The following is a 23,417-nucleotide window of genomic DNA, read 5'->3' as shown; positions in this document are numbered from 1 at the left end:
CGTTATTTTGGGTAAAATACTGACACAATATGAAGGCGCCCATTCATAAAAATATAGAGAGCCAGGTTCGCACCGTTACCGTACACGAACTGAAAGAACCCCATTTCGACCCCAATTGGCACTTCCATCCGCATTACCAACTATTCACCGTTCTAGAGGGAACCGGCAAACGGTTGATAGGGGATTCCATCCAGACTTTCGGTCCGGGCGACACGGTATTTCTTGGCCCGGATGTGCCGCATCTCTGGCGCAGCGATCCGGCCTATTTTGAACCAGGCTCTTCCCTCGTTACCCACGGGATCGTGCTCTATTTTCAGGAAGATTTCTTGGGAAAAGACTTTCTTGAAAAGCCTGAAATGCTCGGCCTCCGGCAATTACTGGCCGACTCAAAGAGGGGGATTTGCTACAAAGGTGCGCTAGCCGAACATATTCGAGACGAGTTGGTCTCGCTAACGGCAGTGGAAGGGTTTAAAGGCATATTGCAATTGTTGACGCTGCTCGACCGGCTGGCCCATGACAATAGCGGTGAATTTATTTCGAGTTACGGCTATGTCAATAATTTCAAAGTTTCGGAAACTGAGCGGATGCAGAAGGTGCACAACTACGTGCTCCAACATTTTTTCCAGGAAATCCGCCTCAGCGACGTCGCTTCCCTCGCCGGCATGACCGAAGCCGCATTCTGCCGGTATTTCAAAGCCCGTTCCAACAAGACCTTCATCGATTTTGTCAACGAAATCCGTATCGGCCACGCTTGCAAACTGCTTCTCGAAGACAAATGGACTATTGCCCAGATCGCCTACGACAGCGGTTTTGATTCGCTATCGAACTTTAACCGGAACTTCAAGAAGTACATCGGGCATACGCCGCGAGAGTATAAGGGAAATTATTGAAATCAAAAACGGGCAGCGATTTCGCTGCCCGTTTTTGATTAACCTTTCACATTATTAGTCCCATACTTCCCACGCTGTGGGCGAGAGAGCATTGCAGTCGCTTCCTTATCATTAATGAATTGTTCCTTTTTCGGGTCCCATTTTACTTTCCGGCCGAGTTTCATGGCCGTGTGTGCGAGCAGGCAGGCGGTACATGAGCGGTGGGCGATTTCGGCGTGGCTGATCGTCTGTTTACCGCTTTGGATGCTTTCGATCCAGTTCTGGTGTTGTTCCGGGCTTTCGTACAGATGTATCTCGTTAGCCTGGATCACAGAGCCCAAGATTTTAGGATCGCTAGCATAGAAAGCCTTGTTTTCTTTCGCATTCTGTGCAGCAACGGGGTCGGAGGCCGTAACGCCCACATTTCCGCGCGAAACGAATATCCAACCATCGGTTCCTTCGAATTTCACGCCATTAGGATTGGTACCGCCTATTTCCATTACTACCCCGTTTTCATATAACGCATTCACGAGGAAATCGCCGTGTACATCCCAGAGCCCCGAGCCTTTCGCAGGGAATGTCGCTTTACCCTCGATTTCGATAGGTCCGGTCAGTTCCGTATCCATTCCCCAATGCGCGATATCGATGTGGTGTGATCCCCAACCAGTGATCATACCCGCGCCGAACTGTTCCAGACGAAGCCAGCCCGGACGATCATTTATGTCTGTCTGCGAATGCACGCGATCCAATGTGTAGTAAACTTCCGGCGTCGAACCCAGCCACATGTCATAGTTCAGATTGGGTGGAACAGGCATTTGTGCTGTATTCCCACCCGCAGGGTCACCGGGAAGGCCCACATATACTTTTTTCAGCTTTCCGATACGACCGTTACGCACGAGTTCGCAGGTGCGCTTGAACTGCGGCCAGGGGTTCATCGACCGCTGCTGGCTGCCAAGTTGAAAAATTACCCCCTTCTTCTTGATCATATCGGCCATCTGGCGACCTTCCCTGATCGTAAGCGAGGTGGGTTTTTGCATATAAATGTGTTTGCCGGCAACAGCCGCTTCCATCGCAGGCTGCGCATGCCAGTGATCGGGCGTGCTGATAATGACCGCGTCGATGTCTTTGCGGCCGAGGATTTCGTGGTAATCGTCGTAGGTTTTTACTTCTAGATATTTCTCCTTCCCGGTGCGCTCGACGTACTTCCGCTCGATCCATTCCTTACCTTTTGCCAAACGGTTTTTGTCAAGATCGGCAACAGCGATCACGTGTGCTGCCTCATTTTTTATCACCTCCGGCAAATCGTGTGTGGAGCCGATGCGGCCGAAACCGATCTGCCCGATATTGATCTTGTTGCTCGGTGCATTTTTACCGAAAACAGTCGACGGCACGATGGTCGGGAACATCGATGCTGCGATAATGCCTGCCGTACCCTTGGCCGTCGCTTTCAAAAATGACCTTCTGTCCTGATTTTGCTCCTGCTGATCTTTCATTTTGTATGCAGATTTAGGATTGATGACTGATATGTTCGTGATTATTTCGAGAGGGCAGGAATGGCGTTTCGCACCGCATCTTGCGGGCTGGTTGCGTAAGCCTTGCCGTAGTTCCGTGGTTTCTGTGGCCCGATTGCCCATTCAATGGCGCCGAGGATATGCTTGCGCAAGTCTTCTTTTTCATAATCCTCTTTCTGGTGCCCGAGCGAAGTGTAAAATGCGCGGCCGCCGTCGTATTCATGCCACCAAACTGACGGGAAAACGTCGCCAAATGTATCAAGTGCCTTGCCGGCGGGTTTCTGAATGGTAGAATGGTCATTCACAGCCAGTACATTCAGGTTTACGCCAAGCTCTTTGATAAAATAAAACTCGTCCGTTTGCCGCTGCCATACATTTCCCAAATGGGCCAGCGAAGGGTTTTTAGGATCCAGAATTTTCACCGCAAAGCTCTGCCCGGGCTCATGCCAGAAGAACGTACCGCCGAGCAGATCTTTAAACCAACGCCATTTACGCTCCGTGCCGGAAGCCGAGTGTAAACCCACGAAGTTGCCACCTGCCTGAATGTACCGCATCAATGCAACCCGCTGCGCGTCGGTATCGAAAACGTCGTTGTTGGTATTCGAGAAGACCAGACAGTCGTATTGTTTCAGATTCTCATCGGTAAATTTCGACGGGTCGGAGGTTGTATCCACGGCAAATCCATGCTGTTTTCCCAGGGCGAGAATGGCTATCTTGGAATTGGCGATGTTATCATGTACATAGCCTTTCCCGTTTTTGGTATAGACCAGGACTTTGACCTTGTTCCATTTAATTTTCTGCGCGTGTGTGCTCGTAGGCCATCCCAGCCCAGCAAATAGCAGGCAGAGCAGGATTGTAGTCAGGATGTGTTGTTTTTTCATTGAGCTTTGTAAGAAAAGGTTTAGTTAAAATCCTATCGAATTCCCCCCGTCCACCGGGAGCGAAACACCTGTAATAAATTTCGCAGCTTCCGAGCTTAGAAATACGGCCGCCCAGCCGATATCGTCCGGTTTGCCCCAGGTACCCATCGGTGTGCGGTCCATGGCTTTGTCGCGGCGCGAAGGATCGCCGTTCATGGCGGTGAGCATCATCGGTGTTTCGATGAAACCGGGTGCAATGGCATTTACCCGTACATTATACGGTGAAAACTCGGTCGTCAATGCCTTTACCATTCCGCCGACAGCCGATTTTGAAGCGGTGTATGCCACTACGCGATCGATACCGTACAGTGCAGCCATGGAGGTGATCATGAGAATGGAGCCTCGCTTGCGTGCCACCATGCGCTTGCCGCATTCGCGGGTGATCGAGAAAACAGCGTGCAGGTTAGTTTGAATGACTCTGTCGAAATCCTCGTCAGTCACTTCCACAGCATGTTTTTTCATGTTGATACCCGCGTTGTTGACAAGAATATCGATGGCTCCGACCTGATTTTCGATGTCTTCGATCAGTGCCGGCAGCGATTTGAGATTGGTAATGTCATTGACGAAATAGCGTGCGCCCGCGCCGAGCTTTGGTAATGCTTCTTTTAAAACATCCTCGCGCCTGCCTGTGATCACGAGTCGCGCGCCAGCTTGTGCAAGGCACTGTGCAATGTAAAAGCCGATCCCGCTCCCGCCACCGGTTACTAGGGCGATTTTGCCTTCCAGTGAGAAGACATTCAATGATGGTACTGTTTCGATTTGACTATTATCAGACATTATTTCAAAAATCTATAAAACCTCAATTAAAACTCCTGAACCGACCTCGCAATACTCATTTCCAATCCGCGCAGCTCCGCGAGGGCTTTGAGCCGTCCGATCATGGAATAGCCTGGATAGGTTTTTTTGTGCAGATCATCGAGCATCTGAAAACCGTGATCAGGCCGCATGGGCAACAGGTTGTCGGCATAATGGGCTGCACTTCGGCGCAGCTCTTCCTGGTGCAATGCTTTCACTACCTCATACATATCCACATCACCATTCAAATGCGGCGCTTCGTGGAAGTTGCGGCTGTCTTCGGCTTCTCTTTTGGTAGTTCGGAGATGAACGAAATGGATGCGGTCGCCAAAACGGCGGATTATTCCGGGAAGGTCATTATCATCGCGCACGCCCAGCGAACCGGTGCAGAATGTGATGCCGTTCGCCCGGATATCGCATGCATTCATGAGTTGCGCGAGATCGGCTTCGGTGCTTACTACGCGCGGCAAGCCGAGCAATGGCCGTGGCGGATCGTCGGGGTGAATGCAGAGATTGATACCCGCTTCCTGTGCAACCGGCGCGACCTGGCGGATGAAGTAATAGAGGTTTTCGCGCAGTTCTTGATCGCCGATCTCAGCATATGCATTGAGCAATTCCTGAAAATTGGCGAGCTCAAATGCTTCCTCCGAGCCTGGTAAGCCGAGCAGGACGGTATTTGTCAGGCCCTGGATTTCGGCAGGCGACATATTCCGTAACTTCTCCCGCGCCGATTCCCTCACCAACTCATCGTAATCCGCTTCGGCGCCGGGCCGTTGAAGGATATAAAGGTCGAACAACGCAAAATCCTCCCACACAAACCGCAACGTTTTATGGCCTTCGGGGAAGGTGTAGGTAAGGTCGGTGCGCGACCAGTCAAGTACCGGCATGAAGTTGTAGCACACGGTCCGTATACCGGCTGCGGCCAGATTGCGCAGAGATTCCTTATAATTCCCGATATACTGGTCGCGAGATGGCAGTCCTTTCTTGATATGCTCATGCACCGGCAGGCTTTCCACCACCAGCCATTTCAAAGCAGTATATCGGTCGTTACCCGCTTCGATGAGCGAGATTCTTTCCTGAATTGCTTCTTTGGTCCAGACATCGCCAACGGGCACCTGGTGTAATGCGGTAACGACGCCGGTGCATCCCGCCTGGCGGATGTCCATCAACGAAACCGGATCATTCGGGCCGAACCAGCGCATGGTTTGAATCATAATCGGATGAAAATTTTATAAAAATATAAATATAATCTTGTATTGTAACCGATTGCATTAAATTGCCATAAATTTGGTATCGGGTTTTTTTCGTGCAGAAATGCCGCCAAATTTGGGTGTAAACAGAAAGACGGAATTAGTCTACGCAAGCCCCTACAACAAAAGGATAATGGAAAGGGAAATTACCATTTACGACCTCGCAAAAATACTCGCATTGTCGCCCGCCACCGTGAGCAGGGCTTTAAACGACCATCCTGCGATTAACGCGAAAACCAAGGTGCTCATTGCGGAGAAAGCGGCCGAGCTGGGTTATCGCTCCAATACGTTCGCGAGCCATTTACGGACGCGCAAGACGAATACGCTCGGTGTGATTGTGCCGAGGTTGAACAGTAATTTTATGTCGACGGTACTGGCCGGAATGGAAGAGGTGGCCAACAACGTGGGCTATAACCTGTTGATCAGCCAGTCGTTAGAGTCGGAAGTGAAAGAGCGGGCCAACGCCAAAACGATGTTCAACAGCCGTGTGGACGGTCTGCTGGTCTCCGTTGCATACGACACTGAATCGTCGGAGCATTTTGCCACATTTATCAACCGCAACATTCCTGTCCTGTTCTTCGATCGTATCATGCATCATCCGCAATGCGGTGCGGTGATCATCGATAATGAGCAGGCAGGATACGACGCAACGCGCCATTTGCTGGACCAGAACTGCCGCAGGATCATGCACGTTACCGGAGATCTGCGAAGAAATGTCTACGCCGGTCGCCTGGAAGGTTTTAAACGTGCGTTGGCTGGGCAAGGTATGCCATTGGATAATCGTCTGGTTCTGTCGACCGACCTTAGTCAGGAAGCCGGCAGGGCAATAGCAGAGCAAATCGATCGGATGGAAGAAAAGCCCGACGGACTTTTTATCGCGAACGACCTTTGCGCGGCGATTTGTATGCAGGTGTTAAAGGAGAAGGGCTATGCAGTTCCGGACGATATTGCTATTGTAGGGTTCAATAATGACCCCGTTTCACAAGTGGTATCGCCCCAGCTTACCACTGTTTTTTACCCCGGCTACCAGATGGGTAAGACAGCCATGACTACGATGATCGGCCAATTAAATGGAACCAAAGCCATCGATCACTCAGAACCAATTATTCTGCGCTCGGAACTGATTATCAGAAGGTCATCAATCCGGTTGCAGAATTTGTAAATTGCATTACATTCAACGTTTGCCAATGGCATTCTCCTGTAATTCATTATTTTTGAAAACAAAGCAGAAATATGGAAGCTGTGGCTGAAAGACTCTATTCACTGGAAGAATACTTCGCCTTTTGTGAAACTCACGAAGGCCGGTTTGAATTCGTCAACGGAGAAATCATTGAGATGTCTGGAGAAACTACTACTTCCAATCGGATTGCCGGGAATATTCATTTCTATCTGCGGGGAATTTTGCAGGATAGTCCATATGAGCTCTATCAAAATGCGGTAAAATTGCGGATGGAAGACGGCAAAGTCGTCCGTATTCCCGATTTTCTGATTTGTGAAGAAAAGGGTGACGCTGTCCGATACACTACTTTGCCGCTGCTGATAGTCGAAGTATTATCTGAGAGCACAGCAAAAACCGATCGCGTCGACAAGCTTCGCGAATATTCCTCCGAACCGTCGCTAATGTATTATTTGATAATTGAACAGACCAAATGCTTCGTTGAAATATACATCCGCGACGGCGAACGATGGTATGTTGAGTTTTATGATAAAATGGAAGATGTGATCAGGCTTCCTTATTTCAATGCAGAGCTATCTGTTAAGGAGATTTACCGAAGGGTCAATTTTTAAGCTTATAATGCCCTTTTTAAGAAAAAACGACGATTTTGTCGTCGTTTACGGAATAAACTAATCTGTGTTCCTGATCAATTCTTCTCGACCATTTGCCGGAGAGATTGCCTTTCAGACCTTCCGGTTTGCCGATGCCTTGGAATGGTGAAGCTTGAATGGCTTCCAAGAGCTGCCTGACCCTTTTTAATATTCGCTCATTGCCCGTTTTCTTCCAATGCTGCAAATCATCCAGAGCGTCGGAGGTCAACTCTATTTCCATATATCATCCAGGGTTACTTTTGTAGTGCGTCCTGCTGCTGCATCCTGTTCGCCACGTTTTATTTTCGCAACAAATTCGGGATCGTAGAGGCTTTCGCGCTCTTCCGTTTTGAACAAAATATTCAATTCTTTGAAAAACGCTTCCAGCGCGTCGCGCTCGCCCTGGTTTTTGGGTTGTACGATGAAAGTTTCCATAACTCTGAATGGTTTATATCAAAGTTAATGCTTTTCGGATAGCCGTCCAAGAGCCCATTCATAGGCGGAATCCGGCAACTGCATTATTTTAAACTTAGCACAAATACCTGCTGCGTTGCCTTCCCAGTCTCATTTTTTACCAGCCGGTTAAACGCGAGTACCCTCCCATCCGCCGACCAAACCAGGTTACTTGGAACAGCCTCCAACGGCTCGGTTAGCACCTGAGTTTTCTCCTCAAACGGTGCATCATTGACGGCGCAAAGCACAATACTTCCTTCATGAGCATAGGTAATATGTTTCCCATCGGGATGCCAGCGCAGGTTGCCGGTAACGTCGGAAGTGCATTCAGTGATTTGACGTGGCTTGCCGCCGTTGGGTGAAATGGTGAAAATCTGGCTGATACCCTTCGCGTCTTTGGCCAGAAATGCGAGCTGACTGCCATCCGGGGAAGACCGAACAATGCCGGAACAGCCCGGATGGGCTGTATTGGCAGTGAAAGTCAGACGGCGTTGGGTGGTTCCTTTCGGAGGCATGGGGAAATCGCTATCGGTACCTTCCAGTGGTCCGAGCGGCCCGGGTTGGGTAATGTCTTCGGGAATATCGACGATGAAAACTTCGGGAACGTCGTTGCCGTTTTTGTCTTTGACAGTGCCCAGAAATGCACGGGCGATTTGCCTGACCCCGCTTTGAATGAGATAACCAGTTGTCCCCACCCAGCTGTCACTGGCTGCATGGCTGATCTCGTCGCTTCCCGGTGCCGGATTTGGAACTACCCGTACCACCAGCGCGCTGAACCATTCACCAGACAGATTCTCAGCAGTTTCATCAACTTTAACAGCCCTGACCTTTTTGGAAACACCGATTGTCCGCAGGTTATGCTTCTGCCCGGTTGAATCTTCCAGTGCTTTCAGGATGGCGTCATTGTAGGTGAAACCGATCCATTGTCCGTCGCCGCTCCACTCATGCCTGTGCGTGCCCCCGCGTAATGCGCCGGGGGTATACGGGGGCGTCACGTCGCGTGCGTCCATGTACACGGGCACATTCGGGCGGTCGTCGTGGATGATCACGCCCGTGCGTCGCCATTGCTGGTAGGGATTTTCTTTGGTGCTGTTGGTAAGGCCGTGAATGAATACGACTGCGTGCTCTTTTGGACTATAACTTACAGCCCCGGCACCCGGCCCCCAAACCCCGTTGTTTTTAATGTCAAAGAGGACTTGTTTCTCTCCCGTTTCAATGTTTACCCGCTCAATCCGGGCCGATTCCGCTATCCCTCCCTCGTCGGTCCGGGTGTCATATACAAGCCATCGGCCGTCCGGTGAAAAGTTGTCGTTATTGTCCAGGTCGTGATGGTAACTCAGATCGTGCGTGATCTGTTTTTCTGCGGTGTCGGTCTGGCAGGATTGCATGCTTAGAAATATTAATAACGATAAAACCGGGATAGAAACAAGTCTCATAGGCAAATCTACTTTTGCGGACTGCTGATAACGCCCAGGTAGCGTCCCATCCAATAAGGCAGGAGCCAGATATCCCCGGCACTATGTTCGCCGGTGCCATTGCCGCCGTTCCGGTCTAGGTTAAACATGTTGGCGTTGTGGCGCTGAACAGGGCGTTCATCCGGCGGCAGAACTTCCTTCGTGGATTGTTTGCGGAAATTGGGCTCCAATTTGTCAATATCCTTGCGATGGCTGTTTTTAATCACCCAGTCGATCAGGTCCATCGGATGTTCCTGCAAATACCAGACAGATTCATTCAGGTCGAATTCTTTGGTTCCGGTTAATGCCGTGAAAATATTCCAGGCTCCTTCTTTCTCCGGGCGTTCCGCCTGCCAGTGATCGATGATCTGCTTTTTGTAATTGGCTTTAAGTGTATCGTTGAGCGCATAGCGGTAAAGGCCCCAGTAGCCAAGGAAATACATTTCGTCGTCCGAATGGTTCCATCCATCGGACATGTGCTTCGCGTGTTCGTCGGCATCTTCCGGCGCACGACCGATGATATTCATCGAACGCATCATATTCTCGAAATAGCCGTGTTTGTTCATCAGCTCAAATGCTTTTGCCTTGTATTTCTCCTTTTTGGTGAAATGGTAGGCCGTTTGCAGCATGGCTACAATGTTGGAAGAATTCAGTTTGCGGTCGCCCACGTTAATCGGAAACGAATTCACGTAGTCGGGATGCCATTTACCCCACATGGTAGGTTTGCCATCATAGTCGATCAGGTACATATTATTCTTCAAAATGTGCGACATCACGGTATCGATGAGCATAATAGCCTGTTTCTTGATCTTCGGGTCGTCGATTAGCTCGGCTGCTGCGCCGAACGCGAAAATGTGGCCGATTACCTCGTCACTGCTCGTAGTCGCTTTCCAGTCCCATTCTTTTTCGGGCGAATGCTGCCAGCGCTCGATATCATGCAGCTCATTGATGTGCCCCGAACGTTCAAAGGAACGCGCCGGAAAGCCGGCAACGGGGTTCACGGTGTAAAGCCGCTCCATCGCGTCCATCGATTCGCGGCAGTTTTGCAGCGCGTCGGCATCTTTGGTGGCTGCATATCGGAAAATCTGGCCGCCGAGGTACATAGCCGTCCACAGCCCGTCGTTGTCGGAATCTTCTGTGAAGCCGGTCGACAAATCGCCATGATTCAGGCCCGTAAGTTGTGAGTTGAACCCGTTCCGGATGTGGCGCAGGCGGACCTGCTCGTCAAAAAGCTTCGCTTTGTCTTCAAGCGTCATGGATTTAAACTGAATTTGGCCTAAACCTTTCGTGGTAAGCACGAGTACCGAGTTTTTGGGGCCTTGTTCAATATCGGTAACGACGTTGCCGGGCAACCAGCGTTCGCCGAAGTAGTAATCGAATTTGCCGTCGGTGCGTAACGCAAATGCTCCCAGGTCGGAGCCGAACCAAACTTTGCCGTTCACTTCTTTTACCGCCGTGATTTTGGTAGCGGGCAATTTGCGATTAATGCTGCCGGTTTGCTTTCCGGTTGGTATGTCAAAAGAAAGAAAGCCATCAAGTGTGCCGATGACGATCCTTGTCTCTTTCGAAGTAATATCAAATGCGGTAAAATTGCTGCCAGTGAGCACCTTGGCCAGCTTTTTGTCCTGAATACCTATTTTGTAAAGTGATTTACTTCCTAAAATCCAGAACTGGTTTGCATTGGCCTGAAATGCCAGTGCAATGACGGAATCATCGGGCAGCTTTCCGTTCCAGAGGCTTTTTGAATCCTTGATGAGCTCCAACGAGGCGCCGTCCGAAACCAGGAATGTGAAATCCCTGCCGCCTGCGAACAAACTGGCTTTGGGAAGATTGTGTTTTGAAAACAACGTTCCGGCCCAGGCATTGCTGAACACAACCTGGTCTGTCAGGTAAACGAGTTGATTTTCGTAGGAACTGAGGGCGCTGATTTGTTTATCTTTCATGTACCGGTAGTTCCGGTCGGTGACTACCTTGCCGGGATATAGAAATTGGCCCGCATGGGGTTGCCTGAGGCCTTCCCTGGCGAGCATCTGGATAACGCCATTGCGGTCGGCGGCAATTTGCATTAGCGAGGTTTGGGTGGTGTCAGCATAATATTTGACGCTGAAATCCTGCAAGTACGGCTTGTCTTTGTAGACAGGTTGCACCTGCGCCAGCGTGAGCGTAATGCTGGTGAGTAGCAGGAGGGATAATAAAATGGGCTTTTGCATTGTATTGATTGGTTATTTGACTTTCTTCCTTCTTTCCATCATTTCTTTCCAGGTAGTGAGGATAATCCCCTCCGACTGGATGAAGCTTTTCAACTCGGGATCGAGCATCGAGAGCATATCGGCGTACCGCGATCCGCCCGAGGCGCTGATGTATTTGAAATCATCGGTGACGTCGCTGCTATGGACGATCATCATCGCTACGCCGGGCCGCATTTTGCCGATCGTTTCAATAAATTTTTGTGCTTTGTATTTACCCCATTGCGCGGGTGTTACCTCGTTGCCTTCCGGTTTCCAATCGCCGCTGATCGTGTGCAGGTCATCCAGCACGGGAAGTCCAGCTGCCCATATTTTTTGCCCGAATTCGGCCGAACGTTGGGTAATCTCAGGTTCAGGGAGCTCCATTCCTTCTTTCCATTTGCCTTCGGCTTTCAGCTTTTTGACTAGTGGGTTGTTAAGGCATTCTTTCAAAAGCTGATTATTCCCTCCCGGAAACATGACAGGAATGCCATATTCTGCCCCGACCTTAATATATCTTTCCAAATACGGAATGTGTGCGAACAGCGTGCCCATATGCGAATCCATGTGTGTTGGCTTCAATCCCAGTTTTAATGCCCGGCTCAGCTGCGCGCGTATTTCCTGTTCCACCACATCCGGGCTTGCGTGTTTGATCACCTCTTCTACTTCGTGCCACATGCAGCCCTCGTCGTCCACCAGTCCTTCTGAATGCGCAATGCCATTCAGCGGCGGCCAGCGGTAGTCTTTCCATTCCGAAGTGAGCGTCAAATGCAGGCCCGCATCCATTCCGGGGTTAGCAACGGCGAATTTGGCAAAACTGGCTGCCCAGGGACAAGGCATCATAATGCTGCACGAGGTTGCGATGCCGTTTTGTATGGACTTCTTGGCACCTTCATTCGAGTAGTGCGACATTCCGGCGTCGTCGACGTGGAAGATGATGACTTTCGCGCCTTTCGGCCAGCCCAGCTTTTCGGCATAGGTCTGTTGTGCTGATGTTTCTTGCATGATCAATAATAGCAGGTTGATGAGCAAAAGATAGGTTTTCATGTCGAATTTTGGTTCTATTTCGAAATCATTCCAAGGTACCGGCCCATCCAGTAGGGCAGCAGCCAGAAAACCGGCTCGCGTTCTACGGCCGGGTTGCCGCCAGCCAATGTCCACGGGTTTTTGTCCCAACGGACGGTAAGCCGGATGCTGGCTGGCTGCAATTCGCTCACTTGCTCATCTTCGAGTGCAGGCGTCCGCACGACCTGAATATCTTCCCGCTTTCTGTGATCGATCGGCCAGTCCACCAGATCCAGCGGCGTGTCGATCAGGAAATCGACCGAGTTTTTCAACTCCGCTTTTGTATTCAGGCAATAGCTGTAAATAAAATTGATCAGCGGATTGTGATCGTCTTTGCGCTTCTGAAACCACTCTTCGAGATGGCTTTTATAGAATTTTAAACGCTCCGGATCTTTTTCACAGCCAATCAGGATCGGGTAGAGGTATGCTTGCAATATCACATCGAAATAGATAAACCAGGCCGGGTTCTGCTTCGTCACCTCTTTCATATTATCGAGGTAATGCTCCTTTTCGATCAGCCTGAGGTACTCTTTCTGGTATTTGGCATTACCCGTCATGAAATGCGCCAGTTTCAAAAATGCCAGCATTTCCATTGAATTCTGGTTGCGGTCAGGGAGCCATTCCGGGTCGCGGTTCAGATGGTCCGGCGACCATACCGACCAGCGTGTAGCCTTACCGTCGACATCCGCGAAGTTCAGCTTATGCTGCATGAGGTAGTCGACGATTCTGCTTACATGTGCGGCGATCACCTTTTTTTCTGCCGGATCTGCGGCGAGTGTATAATAATAGTAGTAGCCAAACATATGCCCGCACATTTCATCGCTGCTCGTATCGCCCTTCCAGAGCCACTTTTTATCGTCGGACAAATGCCAACGCGTTTCCACTGGCTTGAAACGCGGCTCTTTCACGAGCTCGTCCGCGCGCTCGCGTTCCGTATACGTGCGGTTGCCGTCGTGCATGTGCGTCCATGTCGCGGGTATAATCGTACGTGCGAAGAAGCCAGTCGTACCGGTAACTTCCTGCAACATTTTCAGGAACCCAAATGCTTTTTTAGCATTCTCTCTGGCGACAGGGTCTTTGGTCGTTGCGTACCGGAAGCTTTCCATGGCCAGATAGTTGCCGGTATATTCGCCGTCATTATCGTCATCCTCGGGCTCCCAGCTGGTCGTATCGCCGGGAATGCGCAAATGTGCCTGCCCGGCGGTCCACGGCGCGCGGATATGTCTTTTCATTAACACATCATAAAAGAATGTGCTTTTCGAAGCCAACGTCATGTCCCGCTTTTTGATGGCGCTCACACCCTTCGGCGTCGCGATCCAGGCAGTTCCCTCATTGTCAAAAGCGATGTCGTTGACCTGATCGTCCAGCAACCACCTTCTCGAAAATAGCAGCGAACGGTTGCCATCTTTTCGGAAACGCACAACGCCCGTTTGCGTACCGATCCACATAGCGCTGTCGGGTGCGAGGCGTACAGCTGTGACGTAGGTTGACGGTATACCGTCGCTTGTCCTTAGTTCAGATTCCTTTCTACCATTATTTTGAATAGTAACCCCGCCCAGGCCACCTATCCAGAGCTTCCCGTCATGATGGTAGGCTAAGCCTTTGGTGTAAGCGGCGATCAATGCGTCGGTTTTGTAGGTGTGTTCCAAATGTGAGGGCGTCCAGTGGTAAAGCCCCACATCGGAGGCTATCCACAACCCGCCTTTCCCGTCGCTTATTACATCGCGTACAGACCTGGCGATGACGGCTTTTTGTACTGTAAATCTCGTCTCGTTACCTGCCCAGAAACCACCCGGCCCGATCGCATAGACCGTGCCCGCGTTTGTACAAATAGCCGAGATCGGGCCTTTGAGGCCTGGTACTTTGGTAATAGAACCGTCCCGGTACTGGTGCAGTCCGTTCCAGGTGCCGAGCCAGATGGTACCGGCAGAGTCCTGCGCCAAAGCGAAGGAAGGGCCATTCTCGTGGCCATTGAACATCGCTACCCAGTTGCAGGAATCTTTCATTTTACGAAAAACACCATTTGCCGTGGCTGCCCACACGTTTCCGTTGCGGTCGGGGAGTACAGCCCTTACGTCGTTGCCCTCCATGGGATAGGCGTCGTGATATTCCTGTGAGAACCGCGCATCCTGGTAAAAGGTCGGCTCTTCGGCGACAGTGTTATCATTCCGGCAGCACCAAAGCAACGGCAGGAAGCCGCAAATCAGCCAGGCAATCGGTTGTTTTCCAAAACGTCGCATCAGGCTTCCGCGTAATTTTCGCTCTCCTGAAACAGCAGGCCGATCAGTTTTTTGTGCTGCGAAAAATCGGGGATCAGGAGTTGTGCGCCCGCCCTTACAAGCCGTGGACGTTTGGCCGGGTTGTGCCCGAAACGCTGCACTTCGTTGCTGGTGATACCCACCGAAATTCCTCCTGCACGACGTCCTTCGCGGATTTCGTCGGGGCCGTCGCCAAATACTGCCAGTTCCTTGCCTTGCAGGTTGTTGTCACGGATGATTTTCTCGATCACCATTTTCTTCGAGAACTTGGTATAATCCCGCAATGCCCCGTAAATGCCGCCGTCGAACAAATCGGCGTAACCAAGCATTTCGGCTTCATTCCTCACATCATCCGCGTCGGTACCGCTCGCGAGGTACATGGTCACGCCTCGTTCTTTGAGCTGTCTCAGGAATTCGACGGCGCCTTTCATCGTGTAATCTTCCTGACCGAGTTCGCCTTTGGCCAGCTTTTCCATACGCTTGTTCACCATTTCCATCAGGCCATCGTTGTAAATTTCCTTGTACTGGAATTTGTCCAGGATCTGGTCTTCGGGGACAAAACCAAACTCGCGCACAAGATTTACCAATCCTTCCATCTGGTAAATGGTCTGGATACCGGTGGTTTTATGAATGAATGCTTTGCACTCTGCCTGCACTTTATGGAATGTACCGGCATCGATCGTGTCATATTGTTCGCCCAAAATCGATTTCATCATGACCGGTTCCATGATTTCCTCCCATCCCTGACGGAGCGAGCTGATCGTACCGTCGTGATCGAAAACGGCATAGCGTATATGTCCAAGCTTGTCAAGGATCTCGGGGACACAGATTTCGAATTCAGTTTCGGGATAATAGGTGGCGGAGCGCTCGTTTTCGGCCAGGTCGGCATTGTAAATGTAATCGGGGTCTTTGGCGACGACGGCGATTTCTTCACCCGTTGCCGTGCCGGTTGTAAATAACTTTTGCACCGTCACGGCCGCGGCAAAATTGCCGAACAGCGCGGCCTCGGCGGGCGACAATCCGGCTGCCAGGCAGAGGGTAATGGCGCTGATCGCCGTATCACCCGCGCCGACGGTGTCGAGTTTGCCTTTCAACTGAATGCCCGGCACTTCGTGGTAACCCGCTTCGTCGAATGCGATAATACCGCGCTCTCCGCAGGTGACAAATACCGGTTTACGGTAACGGCCGAATATTTCCGCACCATAACCTTTCACATCGCTCACGGGTACATTTTCTTCCGGTGTAACGTTCCGGCCGTTCAAAGAGGCGATTTCGCGATCGTTACATTTCAGGTAAGTATTCTGGAAACTGTCGTTGAAATGCCGTGAGTCCAGCATGACAATCTTATCGGGATACTTATTGAACAGGATATTTACTTGGTCGATAAACGAGGCATTGGTAATGCTCCCGGTCACTTGCTGGTTAAAAATCAACGCATCGCATTCCTGCAAAGCCTTTTCCAGCGCGGCAACGAGCTGCTTGTCGGTATCTATGCTCCTTTCATTATATACCCCAAAATCAATGCGCGGCTCTTCCCGGCCGTCGACAAGTCGTTTGAGATAGCTATATGTATCGAAGTTTTCCTTCTGAATAATGAATGCGGTCGTATCTGCTCCCAGTTGTTGAAGTTGGGCCGTCAGTTCCCGTCCCTGCATATCGTCGCCCACAGCCCCGATAACCCGGATACCGGCTGGTCTCAGTGCGGCAAGGTTGGCCACGACATTCCCTGCCCCTCCCGGCGTATAATAATGGCGGGCGACTGCCTGGGCCTGCAAACCGGTTTCAATGGACACTTCGGAAGTGCGGTCGTCCATGACCCAGTAGGAATCTAGACAGAAGTCGCCATATACGGCGACGCGAACGGCGGAGATTTTCTCCAAGATCTGATTGATGCGGCTTTGATCCATGAGCAAAGGTTGGTCTGGATTTAGGATAAAATGGATATGGATATTGAGCTTTTTGAGGGTAATACGATTGTTGCGGGAAGGAGGGCTATCGTCGGTGACGCGATTTGCGCCAAATGTTACAAAAATGTTAAATCCGCTGCCTGTAAAAGGGGCGGAAAGCTGCCGGTTATTTCATCGTATTTTACGCTAAGAAGTCGCTGGTAATGAGCAAATATGTGATTAATGATAAGTTACTATTATGTTATGATTAAATCGTACAACGTTGCGCAAAATGAAGATATTTTTACGCAGTTTGCGATTCAAATGTTAGAATCAGAAGCGTAGATTTATCAAACAATTAGAAATACGCCGCTCAATAGAAAGCATCGCCGATTGTTTCGAAGGCAGAATTTTCCCCTGCCGGGGTGATGTTGGAAATAATTTTATTTTAGTACCTGACTGATTACCTACTAATATAAGAAGCGATTTGATGCCGGATAGTAAATAGGATCAAACCAAGAATAAAAGTTTTTTAATCAATTCTATAATTTCTTTACCTAGTCCCCTTTTCTATAAAAGCTAAACTGTACGACTGTGGCCTACCCCGACGAAAATACCCTGATCAGAGTGACGCAAGGCGACGAAGCGGCCTTTGCAGCGTTGTATAATCACTACAAAACGCCTGCACTGCGGTTTACGGTTTCATTGCTCAAAGACGAGGAAGAAGCCGAGAACATGGTTCAGGATGTGTTTATCAAAATCTGGGTAAGACGCACCCAGATCAAGCCGGACTATAATTTCAATTCATACCTGTTCACCTGCCTGCGCAACATGGCGTTCGACCATTTCAAGAAACTCGAAAAGAACGAACAACTGCGGAAGCACTATATGGAAGCGATCCGTGTGGCAGGAGAAGACGAAAAGGAGGAAGCCGAAAGAAGGCTGAGCGTCGTGCAGGCGGCTGTCGAATCGTTGTCGATCAAGCGGCGCCAGATTTTGAAACTGAATATTGAAGAAGGAAAATCCTATCAGGAAATAGCGGAGTTTTTAAGAATATCGAAGAATACTGTCAAGAACCAGTTGGTGAAGGCCAAACAGATCCTGCGTGAAAAGGTAGATCTGGCGACGATATAGCACCCAAGTTAGCTCAGAATTGTATATTCCTAAAACCTGGAAAAGCAGAAGCACCTACGCTTCTGCTTTCTCTTTTTGTGGCCTATTTCATATCGCCCAGCTTGCCGAGGTCGATCGCTTTCAGGGCTTCTTTGAGCTGATCGACGGTCAAATTGTCGCCTTCGACATTCACCACATAACGATCGGCTACCAATACATTGATTTCGCCGGACTTGCTTTCGTTATTGTATTTCTCGAAAGCTTTGTAACCTTCGACCTTTGTGGTTTTTTCGTAACCGTTGGTCGTTTCCTTATCTATTTCGGCGATCGACCAGGCTGCGAGCGCCATCGTCGAAACGCCGGCAATGCCTCCCGTGTCCACGATTTCTACATTCAGTGTTTCGTTCGAGCTTCCTTTATATTTGGCCTGGGCCGTCGAAACGGTAAAACCCATTGCCCCGGTTTTCTCGCCTGTCGCTTCGGTGCGGCTCATACCGGCCAGGGTTTCGGGCAGGAGGTCTTTCAGCTTCCGGAAATCCACCGGATCGACGGCTTCGCGGTCGCCCATTTCCTTGGCTTTATCGGCAATGGCCTGAAGAGCGTCGGCCGGGCTGTCACTGGCGGCTTTTTCTTCGGCTTCTTTTTCTTCCTGTTTGCTGCCGCAACCATTTAAGAGCAGGGCGCACGAAAGAAATGCGGCTATAAAGGATGTTTTCATCTGACAATTGTTAGAGTTGTTTCAAACTAATTACAATGTAATGAAAACACCGCACTGATGCACGCCTACTTCCGCGGAGGAAATCAGCTGGCTACCTCGGTCGGGTTCTGCCGCGAGCGGATAATGAAGAACAGCCCGAGCAGCACAGCAGGGATACTCAGGATTTGCCCCATGTTCAGTGCATAGTTGGCTTCGAATGCTTCCTGATTTTCTTTCAGGAACTCATACAGGAAGCGCAGCGTGAATACCCATACGAGGAACACGCCGACCATCAGCCCGCGCGGGGTAGCGGCCTTGTACTTGTTCCAGATTGCGAACAGGATGAATGCGAGAATAAAACAGCTAATGGACTCGTAGAGCTGCGCCGGATGACGCGGGATTTGCAGAAACTCGGTGTTTTGCCTGAAAATGAATGCCCAGGGTGCATCGGAAGGTTTTCCGACGATCTCGGAGTTCATCAGATTACCAAAACGGATGAACGAGCCGCCCAATGCGAAAGTGATCGTAAGGCGGTCGGTTACCCAGAAGAACGTTTGCCCTGTGCCCTCACGCGAGCGCGAGTAAAGCCAGAGCCCGATGACAGTACCGATCACGGCGCCGTGGCTGGCAAGGCCCGCGTAAGGAGGTAATATTACTTCCAGGGGATTTTTGAACAGCACTTCGGGTTCATAGAAAAGGAAATGGCCAAGGCGGGCGCCTATGACGATCGAGAGCACCATATAAAGCGTCAGCGAGTCGATATCTTCCAGCGACTTTCCTTCTTTCTTGAAAATATAGATCATAATTTGCTGGCCGATCAGGAAACCGGCTGCGAAGAGAAGACCATACCAACGGACAGGGAAGGGACCAAAACCGGCGATTTCCGGAATGGTGAATATTTCGGGACTGACGTCCCACATAATATATGAAAGCATGCGTTTGTGATGTTAATGACCAAATATACTAATATGAGACAAGACGCGAAATGAAATTTTTACTCATAGCCCTCGTGCGGTTTTATCAGGCGGCACTTTCGCCCTACTTGCCCAATTCGTGCCGTTATACGCCTACCTGTTCGCAATATATGATCGAGGCCGTACAGAAACACGGCCCTTTGAAAGGCGGCTGGATGGGGCTGAAGCGCTTCGCGCGTTGTCATCCCTGGGGCGGTCACGGTCACGACCCGGTGCCTTGAACTATCCGATCGCAACCTTACGGAGAATAGAGTCGATAATGGTCGTCGTGCGCACGCCGTCAGCCTCCGCCTCGTAGTTCAGCAGAATACGGTGGTTCATAATGTCGGGTGCGAGTTCCTTGATGTCCTCGGGCAGCACATAATCACGTCCTTCCAGATAAGCCAGGGCCTTTGCGGCGCGGTTGAGGTAAATCGTAGCCCGGGGCGAGGCGCCGAACTGAATGTAACGTGCTTCATCACGCAGCCCGTAATCCAGCGGCCGGCGGGTGGCAAATACCAACTCGATGATATAGCGTTCGAGCGTATCGGAGATATTGACTTTGTTGACATTGTCCCGGATGGCGAAAATGTCCTCCTTGTTCAGGATCGGCCGGATTTTGTATTCATAGTTGATATCCGACATCCGGCGCATTACTTCCAGTTCCTTCATCTTGTCAAGGTAATCGACATAGACTTTCATCATAAACCGGTCGATCTGGGCCTCGGGCAACGGATAGGTTCCCTCTTGTTCCACCGGATTTTGCGTGGCGAGTACTACAAAGGGGCGGTCGAGCAGAAAAGTTTCGTCGCCGATTGTCACCTGCTTTTCCTGCATTGCTTCCAGCAATGCGGATTGCACCTTGGCCGGAGAGCGGTTCACCTCATCGGCCAGGATCAAATTGGAAAAAATAGGTCCTTTTTTGACTTCGTAATCGCCTATTTTGGGCTTGTAAATCATCGTCCCGATCAAATCTGCCGGCAGCAGGTCGGGTGTGAACTGGATACGTTTGAATTCCAGATGGAGGACTTTGGCCATTACATTAATGGTCAGCGTTTTGGCTAACCCGGGGACGCCTTCGAGCAGAATATGGCCGCCGGTGAAGAGGCCGATCAGCAGCCGGTTCAGCAGCTTATCCTGCCCCACGACTACCTTGCCCATCTCGTCCAGAACCTCCCTGATTTTTTCTATATACATGAAATTGGGTAAAATTTTAGAAATGGATCAGGCCCAGATAGCTCTCACGAAGCGGTCCTTACCATTGATATCACGAAGGATCTCTACTTTTTTGTAATTCCTTTCTTCAAAAACCTGCTTGGTTTCAGCACCGAAATGCTCGTTAATCTCGACATAGCATTTGCCGTGCTGTTTTAGATGGTGTACACCAAAATCGGCAATGGCTTTGTAAAAAAGCAGCGGATCGCTGTCCTCTACAAACAATGCCTCGTGCGGCTCAAAGCGGAGCACATTCGGGCGCATGCTTTCGGCCTCGGAATAAGTCACATAGGGTGGGTTACTCACCAGACAATCGAACTGAACGATGTTGCCCGGAAGCGGGAAAGTTACATCGAGCATATCCTGCTTTGCGAACGTAACGTCGGCGATGAGCTGGCGGGCGTTTTCTTTGGCTACGGCCAATGCCTCGTCGGAAACGTCCCACGCATGTACGCTCACATGCGGCAGAAAGCGCGCGAGCACGATCGCAATGCAACCGCTGCCCGTTCCGATGTCGAGGATCGAAATGTTTTTATCGGGCTCTGCATAATCGCGCGTCACCATTTGTACGAGCTCTTCCGTTTCGGGGCGGGGGATGAGTACTGCCGAAGAAACGCGGAATTCGAGGCCGCAAAACTCGGTGGAGCCGATGATGTGCTGAACAGGTTCGTTGTTGTTCAGGCGTTTGATAATACCGTCCCAGTCGGGTTGCGTACTGTTTTCAGGAATGGGGCGATCCACCAGCACGTCGATATTGCGGAGCCGCATGTAATGCTCCAAAAGCATGAATGCAATTGCCTGCGCTTCTTTTTGCGGATAAACTGTGATGTTTTTTACTATATATAAATAGAGCTGGCGTGCAGAAGTCATTTTCACTGATTTTGATCCAATGTCGGAAAGTTAGCAAATTATAGGAACTCCCGAAAGTTGAGTTTAAAAGGGCATTTGTATTTTTGCCACATGGAGACGCACAATCAATGGATGGAACGGGCCTTGCAGCTCGCCGAATACGGCCGCGGAGCGGTGAGCCCGAACCCGATGGTGGGCTGTGTGATCGTCCATGAAGGCCGGATTATCGGTGAAGGATGGCACCGCGCATACGGCGGCCCGCATGCGGAAGTGCGGGCGATCGAGGATGCCGACGAGAAGGGCAATTCGCGTTTGCTGCCACAAGCCACTGCGTATGTTACGCTGGAACCCTGCTCGCACACGGGCAAAACGCCCCCCTGCGTGGATCTGCTCGTGAGCCGCAGACTGAAAAAAGTAGTCATTTGTAATAACGACCCCAATCCGTTGGTTTCAGGAAGGGGCATTCGCCGCTTGCGCGAGGCGGGCATTGAAGTGGAATGCAATGTGCTGCAAGCATGCGGACTGGAATTAAACAAGCGGTTCTTTACGGCGATGAACCTGGGAAGGCCTTATGTGATCCTCAAATGGGCCGAAACTGCCGACGGTTTTTTGGGTCGTCACGCAGGTAACCCGGTCCAGATCAGTGGCGCTTTGTCCAACATGTGTGTCCACAAGTGGCGTACGGAAGAAGATTCCATTATGGTGGGATATAAAACGGCCTTAATGGATAATCCACGGTTGAATGTACGTCACTGGACAGGAACTAACCCGGTGAGGATTGTAACCGACAGGCGTCTCCAATTGCCAAAGCATCTTCATTTGCTGGATAACTCCCAAAGCACGATCGTCGTGAACTACGATCAGGGTACCGAAATGCCCACCGAGCCCGAGCGCTATGCATCGCCTTCGACGGCTCACCTGAAAATAGACCGGGAGCGGGAGGAAATAACTCAGCTCCTGGAAGGGCTGCACGGCCGTAAAATACATTCCGTACTGGTCGAAGGCGGCGCCGCGGTCATTAATGCATTTTTTGAAAATGGCCAGTGGGATGAGATCCGCCGCTGCCAGGGCAAACTCACGATCGGCGAAGGGGTAATCGCGCCCGCACCCCGTGGCATATTCAGAGGCTCGGAGCAAATTGGTGACGATTTGTGGACTTTTTTCAGCCGGCTTTAAACGCTCCAGAGGTTTTCCTCGGTCGTCCAAATCTCCCAGGCTTTCTCTGCCTGCAATTCAAGCATTTTCAGGCCGTTCATCGTGGCAGCACCTTGTTCACTGCCTTTTTTAAGAAACAAAGTTTCGGCCGGGTTATACACGAGGTCGTAGAGAAAATGCTGCCTTGTTACCCACTGGTAGGGGATTAGCGGGCATTCTTCTGTGTTGGGATAGGTACCCAAAGGAGTTGTATTAATGATCAGCCGGTGGCTGGCCATCACTTCCTGCGTAAGACCTTCATAGGATACGCAATCATCGCTGTTCTGGCGGGATACCAGCGTGTATTCCATTTCCAGGTCCTTCAAAGCGACTTGAACGGCCTTTGCGGCACCACCGTTGCCCAGTATCAGGGCTTTGAAGTTCGCGCAGGATTCGCCGCGTTTGTCGAGCCACTCCACCAGCGACTGCTGGAAGCCGTAGTAATCTGTGTTAAAGCCCTTTGTACTGCCGTCGGCGTAAATTTTGATCGTATTCACCGCGCCAATGCGTTCGGCCGATGCATCATCCAGGTCATCGAGGTAGGCAATGACATCCTTTTTATAGGGAATCGTGACGTTCAACCCGCGGAGACCATGCTTCTGTTTCAGCAACTCGGGCAATTCTTCCAGCGATTTCATCTCAAAAAGCTCATAGCTGCTCTCCTTGATCTTTTCTCGTGTGAATTTGTCCGTGAAATACCGCTTTGAAAAAGAGTGTGTAAGGGGGAATCCGATCAAGCCGTATAAGTTCATAGGGATGCGTGTAGCGACGGTAAAAATTGAGGCCGCTAAGTTATACCAGCCACCAGCTAATTACAAATGCGTACGGAATTAGGGCCTTGTAAATTCACGTATGCGATTCAAGGTTCACACCGAGATAAGGCCCATGAAGCTGTGAGTCAACT

At 50.6% G+C, this 23,417-nt stretch carries 22 protein-coding genes; 6 read left to right on the top strand and 16 right to left on the bottom strand.

All coding sequences use genetic code 11. The features are described from left to right. The first annotated feature begins 29 nt into the window (after positions 1-29). Positions 30-890 carry an AraC family transcriptional regulator gene (locus AAHB90_RS24885; RefSeq protein ID WP_342087936.1) on the top strand — a complete coding sequence of 287 codons (861 nt, stop codon included), beginning with the start codon at positions 30-32 and terminating at the stop codon, positions 888-890. Positions 891-928: 38 nt separating this feature from the next. On the opposite strand, the gene AAHB90_RS24880 is transcribed toward AAHB90_RS24885, so the two are convergent. The 4 genes from AAHB90_RS24880 to uxuA are packed head-to-tail and all read right to left on the bottom strand — an operon-like array spanning position 929 to position 5,309. Further along, on the bottom strand, positions 929-2,362 hold the full coding sequence (locus tag AAHB90_RS24880) for a Gfo/Idh/MocA family protein (RefSeq protein ID WP_342087935.1): 1,434 nt from the start codon (positions 2,360-2,362) through the stop codon (positions 929-931). 41 nt (positions 2,363-2,403) lie between these two features. Beyond that, positions 2,404-3,261 carry a ThuA domain-containing protein gene (locus AAHB90_RS24875; protein WP_342087934.1) on the bottom strand — a complete coding sequence of 286 codons (858 nt, stop codon included), beginning with the start codon at positions 3,259-3,261 and terminating at the stop codon, positions 2,404-2,406. Positions 3,262-3,285: 24 nt separating this feature from the next. Then, the gene (locus AAHB90_RS24870) at positions 3,286-4,077 is read right to left on the bottom strand and encodes an SDR family NAD(P)-dependent oxidoreductase (protein ID WP_342087933.1); all 792 of its coding nucleotides are present in this window, start codon (positions 4,075-4,077) and stop codon (positions 3,286-3,288) included. A gap of 26 nt (positions 4,078-4,103) precedes the next feature. After that, positions 4,104-5,309 carry a mannonate dehydratase gene (gene uxuA / locus AAHB90_RS24865; protein ID WP_342087932.1) on the bottom strand — a complete coding sequence of 402 codons (1,206 nt, stop codon included), beginning with the start codon at positions 5,307-5,309 and terminating at the stop codon, positions 4,104-4,106. Positions 5,310-5,478: 169 nt separating this feature from the next. Here uxuA and AAHB90_RS24860 point away from each other — a divergent pair, with 169 nt between their 5' ends. Further along, on the top strand, positions 5,479-6,507 hold the full coding sequence (locus AAHB90_RS24860; RefSeq protein ID WP_342087931.1) for a LacI family DNA-binding transcriptional regulator: 1,029 nt from the start codon (positions 5,479-5,481) through the stop codon (positions 6,505-6,507). Positions 6,508-6,578: 71 nt separating this feature from the next. Next, entirely contained in the window at positions 6,579-7,133 is a 555-nt protein-coding gene (locus AAHB90_RS24855) for a Uma2 family endonuclease (protein ID WP_342087930.1), read from the top strand. 16 nt (positions 7,134-7,149) lie between these two features. Here AAHB90_RS24855 and AAHB90_RS24850 read toward each other — a convergent pair whose 3' ends face one another. From AAHB90_RS24850 to AAHB90_RS24820, 7 genes are all read right to left on the bottom strand, one after another. Then, positions 7,150-7,392, bottom strand: coding sequence for a Txe/YoeB family addiction module toxin (locus tag AAHB90_RS24850; RefSeq protein ID WP_342087929.1), 243 nt, complete (start codon positions 7,390-7,392; stop codon positions 7,150-7,152). Then, positions 7,383-7,586, bottom strand: coding sequence for a DUF2683 family protein (locus AAHB90_RS24845; protein ID WP_342087928.1), 204 nt, complete (start codon positions 7,584-7,586; stop codon positions 7,383-7,385). The genes AAHB90_RS24850 and AAHB90_RS24845 overlap by 10 nt, the downstream gene beginning before the upstream one ends. Positions 7,587-7,669: 83 nt before the next feature. Beyond that, the gene (locus tag AAHB90_RS24840) at positions 7,670-8,992 is read right to left on the bottom strand and encodes a DUF3748 domain-containing protein (RefSeq protein ID WP_342087927.1); all 1,323 of its coding nucleotides are present in this window, start codon (positions 8,990-8,992) and stop codon (positions 7,670-7,672) included. Between the two features lie 56 nt (positions 8,993-9,048). Continuing rightward, positions 9,049-11,268 carry a hypothetical protein gene (locus AAHB90_RS24835; protein ID WP_342087926.1) on the bottom strand — a complete coding sequence of 740 codons (2,220 nt, stop codon included), beginning with the start codon at positions 11,266-11,268 and terminating at the stop codon, positions 9,049-9,051. 12 nt (positions 11,269-11,280) lie between these two features. After that, positions 11,281-12,330, bottom strand: a complete 1,050-nt coding sequence (locus AAHB90_RS24830; RefSeq protein ID WP_342087925.1) for a polysaccharide deacetylase family protein — start codon at positions 12,328-12,330, stop codon at positions 11,281-11,283. A 14-nt stretch (positions 12,331-12,344) separates the two neighbouring features. Next, complete coding sequence (locus AAHB90_RS24825; RefSeq protein WP_342087924.1) at positions 12,345-14,588, bottom strand: ligand-binding sensor domain-containing protein; 2,244 nt, start codon at positions 14,586-14,588, stop codon at positions 12,345-12,347. Further along, complete coding sequence (locus AAHB90_RS24820; protein WP_342087923.1) at positions 14,588-16,513, bottom strand: PfkB family carbohydrate kinase; 1,926 nt, start codon at positions 16,511-16,513, stop codon at positions 14,588-14,590. The genes AAHB90_RS24825 and AAHB90_RS24820 overlap by 1 nt, the downstream gene beginning before the upstream one ends. 573 nt (positions 16,514-17,086) lie before the next feature. Here AAHB90_RS24820 and AAHB90_RS24815 point away from each other — a divergent pair. Then, positions 17,087-17,626, top strand: a complete 540-nt coding sequence (locus tag AAHB90_RS24815) for an RNA polymerase sigma factor (RefSeq protein ID WP_342087922.1) — start codon at positions 17,087-17,089, stop codon at positions 17,624-17,626. Positions 17,627-17,708: 82 nt separating this feature from the next. Here the strand turns inward: AAHB90_RS24815 and AAHB90_RS24810 are convergent, their stop codons facing one another. Then, positions 17,709-18,323: a hypothetical protein gene (locus tag AAHB90_RS24810; RefSeq protein WP_342087921.1), complete on the bottom strand. Its 615-nt coding sequence runs from the start codon at positions 18,321-18,323 to the stop codon at positions 17,709-17,711. A gap of 83 nt (positions 18,324-18,406) precedes the next feature. After that, positions 18,407-19,237, bottom strand: coding sequence for a prolipoprotein diacylglyceryl transferase (lgt, locus tag AAHB90_RS24805; RefSeq protein WP_342087920.1), 831 nt, complete (start codon positions 19,235-19,237; stop codon positions 18,407-18,409). A gap of 50 nt (positions 19,238-19,287) precedes the next feature. On the opposite strand from lgt, the gene yidD reads away from it, so the two are divergent. Then, positions 19,288-19,497 carry a membrane protein insertion efficiency factor YidD gene (gene yidD, locus AAHB90_RS24800; RefSeq protein ID WP_342087919.1) on the top strand — a complete coding sequence of 70 codons (210 nt, stop codon included), beginning with the start codon at positions 19,288-19,290 and terminating at the stop codon, positions 19,495-19,497. A 1-nt stretch (position 19,498) separates the two neighbouring features. Here the strand turns inward: yidD and AAHB90_RS24795 are convergent, their stop codons facing one another. Together AAHB90_RS24795 and prmC are read right to left on the bottom strand one after the other, a co-directional pair. Beyond that, positions 19,499-20,452: an AAA family ATPase gene (locus tag AAHB90_RS24795; RefSeq protein WP_342087918.1), complete on the bottom strand. Its 954-nt coding sequence runs from the start codon at positions 20,450-20,452 to the stop codon at positions 19,499-19,501. A gap of 27 nt (positions 20,453-20,479) precedes the next feature. Continuing rightward, positions 20,480-21,340 (bottom strand): peptide chain release factor N(5)-glutamine methyltransferase, encoded by an 861-nt coding sequence (prmC, locus tag AAHB90_RS24790; RefSeq protein WP_342087917.1) that lies wholly within the window; start codon positions 21,338-21,340, stop codon positions 20,480-20,482. A 90-nt stretch (positions 21,341-21,430) separates the two neighbouring features. On the opposite strand from prmC, the gene ribD reads away from it, so the two are divergent. Next, positions 21,431-22,495, top strand: coding sequence for a bifunctional diaminohydroxyphosphoribosylaminopyrimidine deaminase/5-amino-6-(5-phosphoribosylamino)uracil reductase RibD (gene ribD, locus AAHB90_RS24785; RefSeq protein ID WP_342087916.1), 1,065 nt, complete (start codon positions 21,431-21,433; stop codon positions 22,493-22,495). Here ribD and AAHB90_RS24780 read toward each other — a convergent pair. Further along, positions 22,492-23,265: a shikimate dehydrogenase family protein gene (locus AAHB90_RS24780; protein WP_342087915.1), complete on the bottom strand. Its 774-nt coding sequence runs from the start codon at positions 23,263-23,265 to the stop codon at positions 22,492-22,494. The two genes, ribD and AAHB90_RS24780, sit on opposite strands and share 4 nt — an antisense overlap. Positions 23,266-23,417 lie beyond the last annotated feature (152 nt).

It is taken from the genome of Dyadobacter sp. OTU695, from assembly GCF_038440355.1.
GTDB lineage: Bacteria > Bacteroidota > Bacteroidia > Cytophagales > Spirosomataceae > Dyadobacter.
Note: the sequence above shows the minus strand (reverse complement) of the source record. Positions and strands in the feature narration are given on the sequence as shown.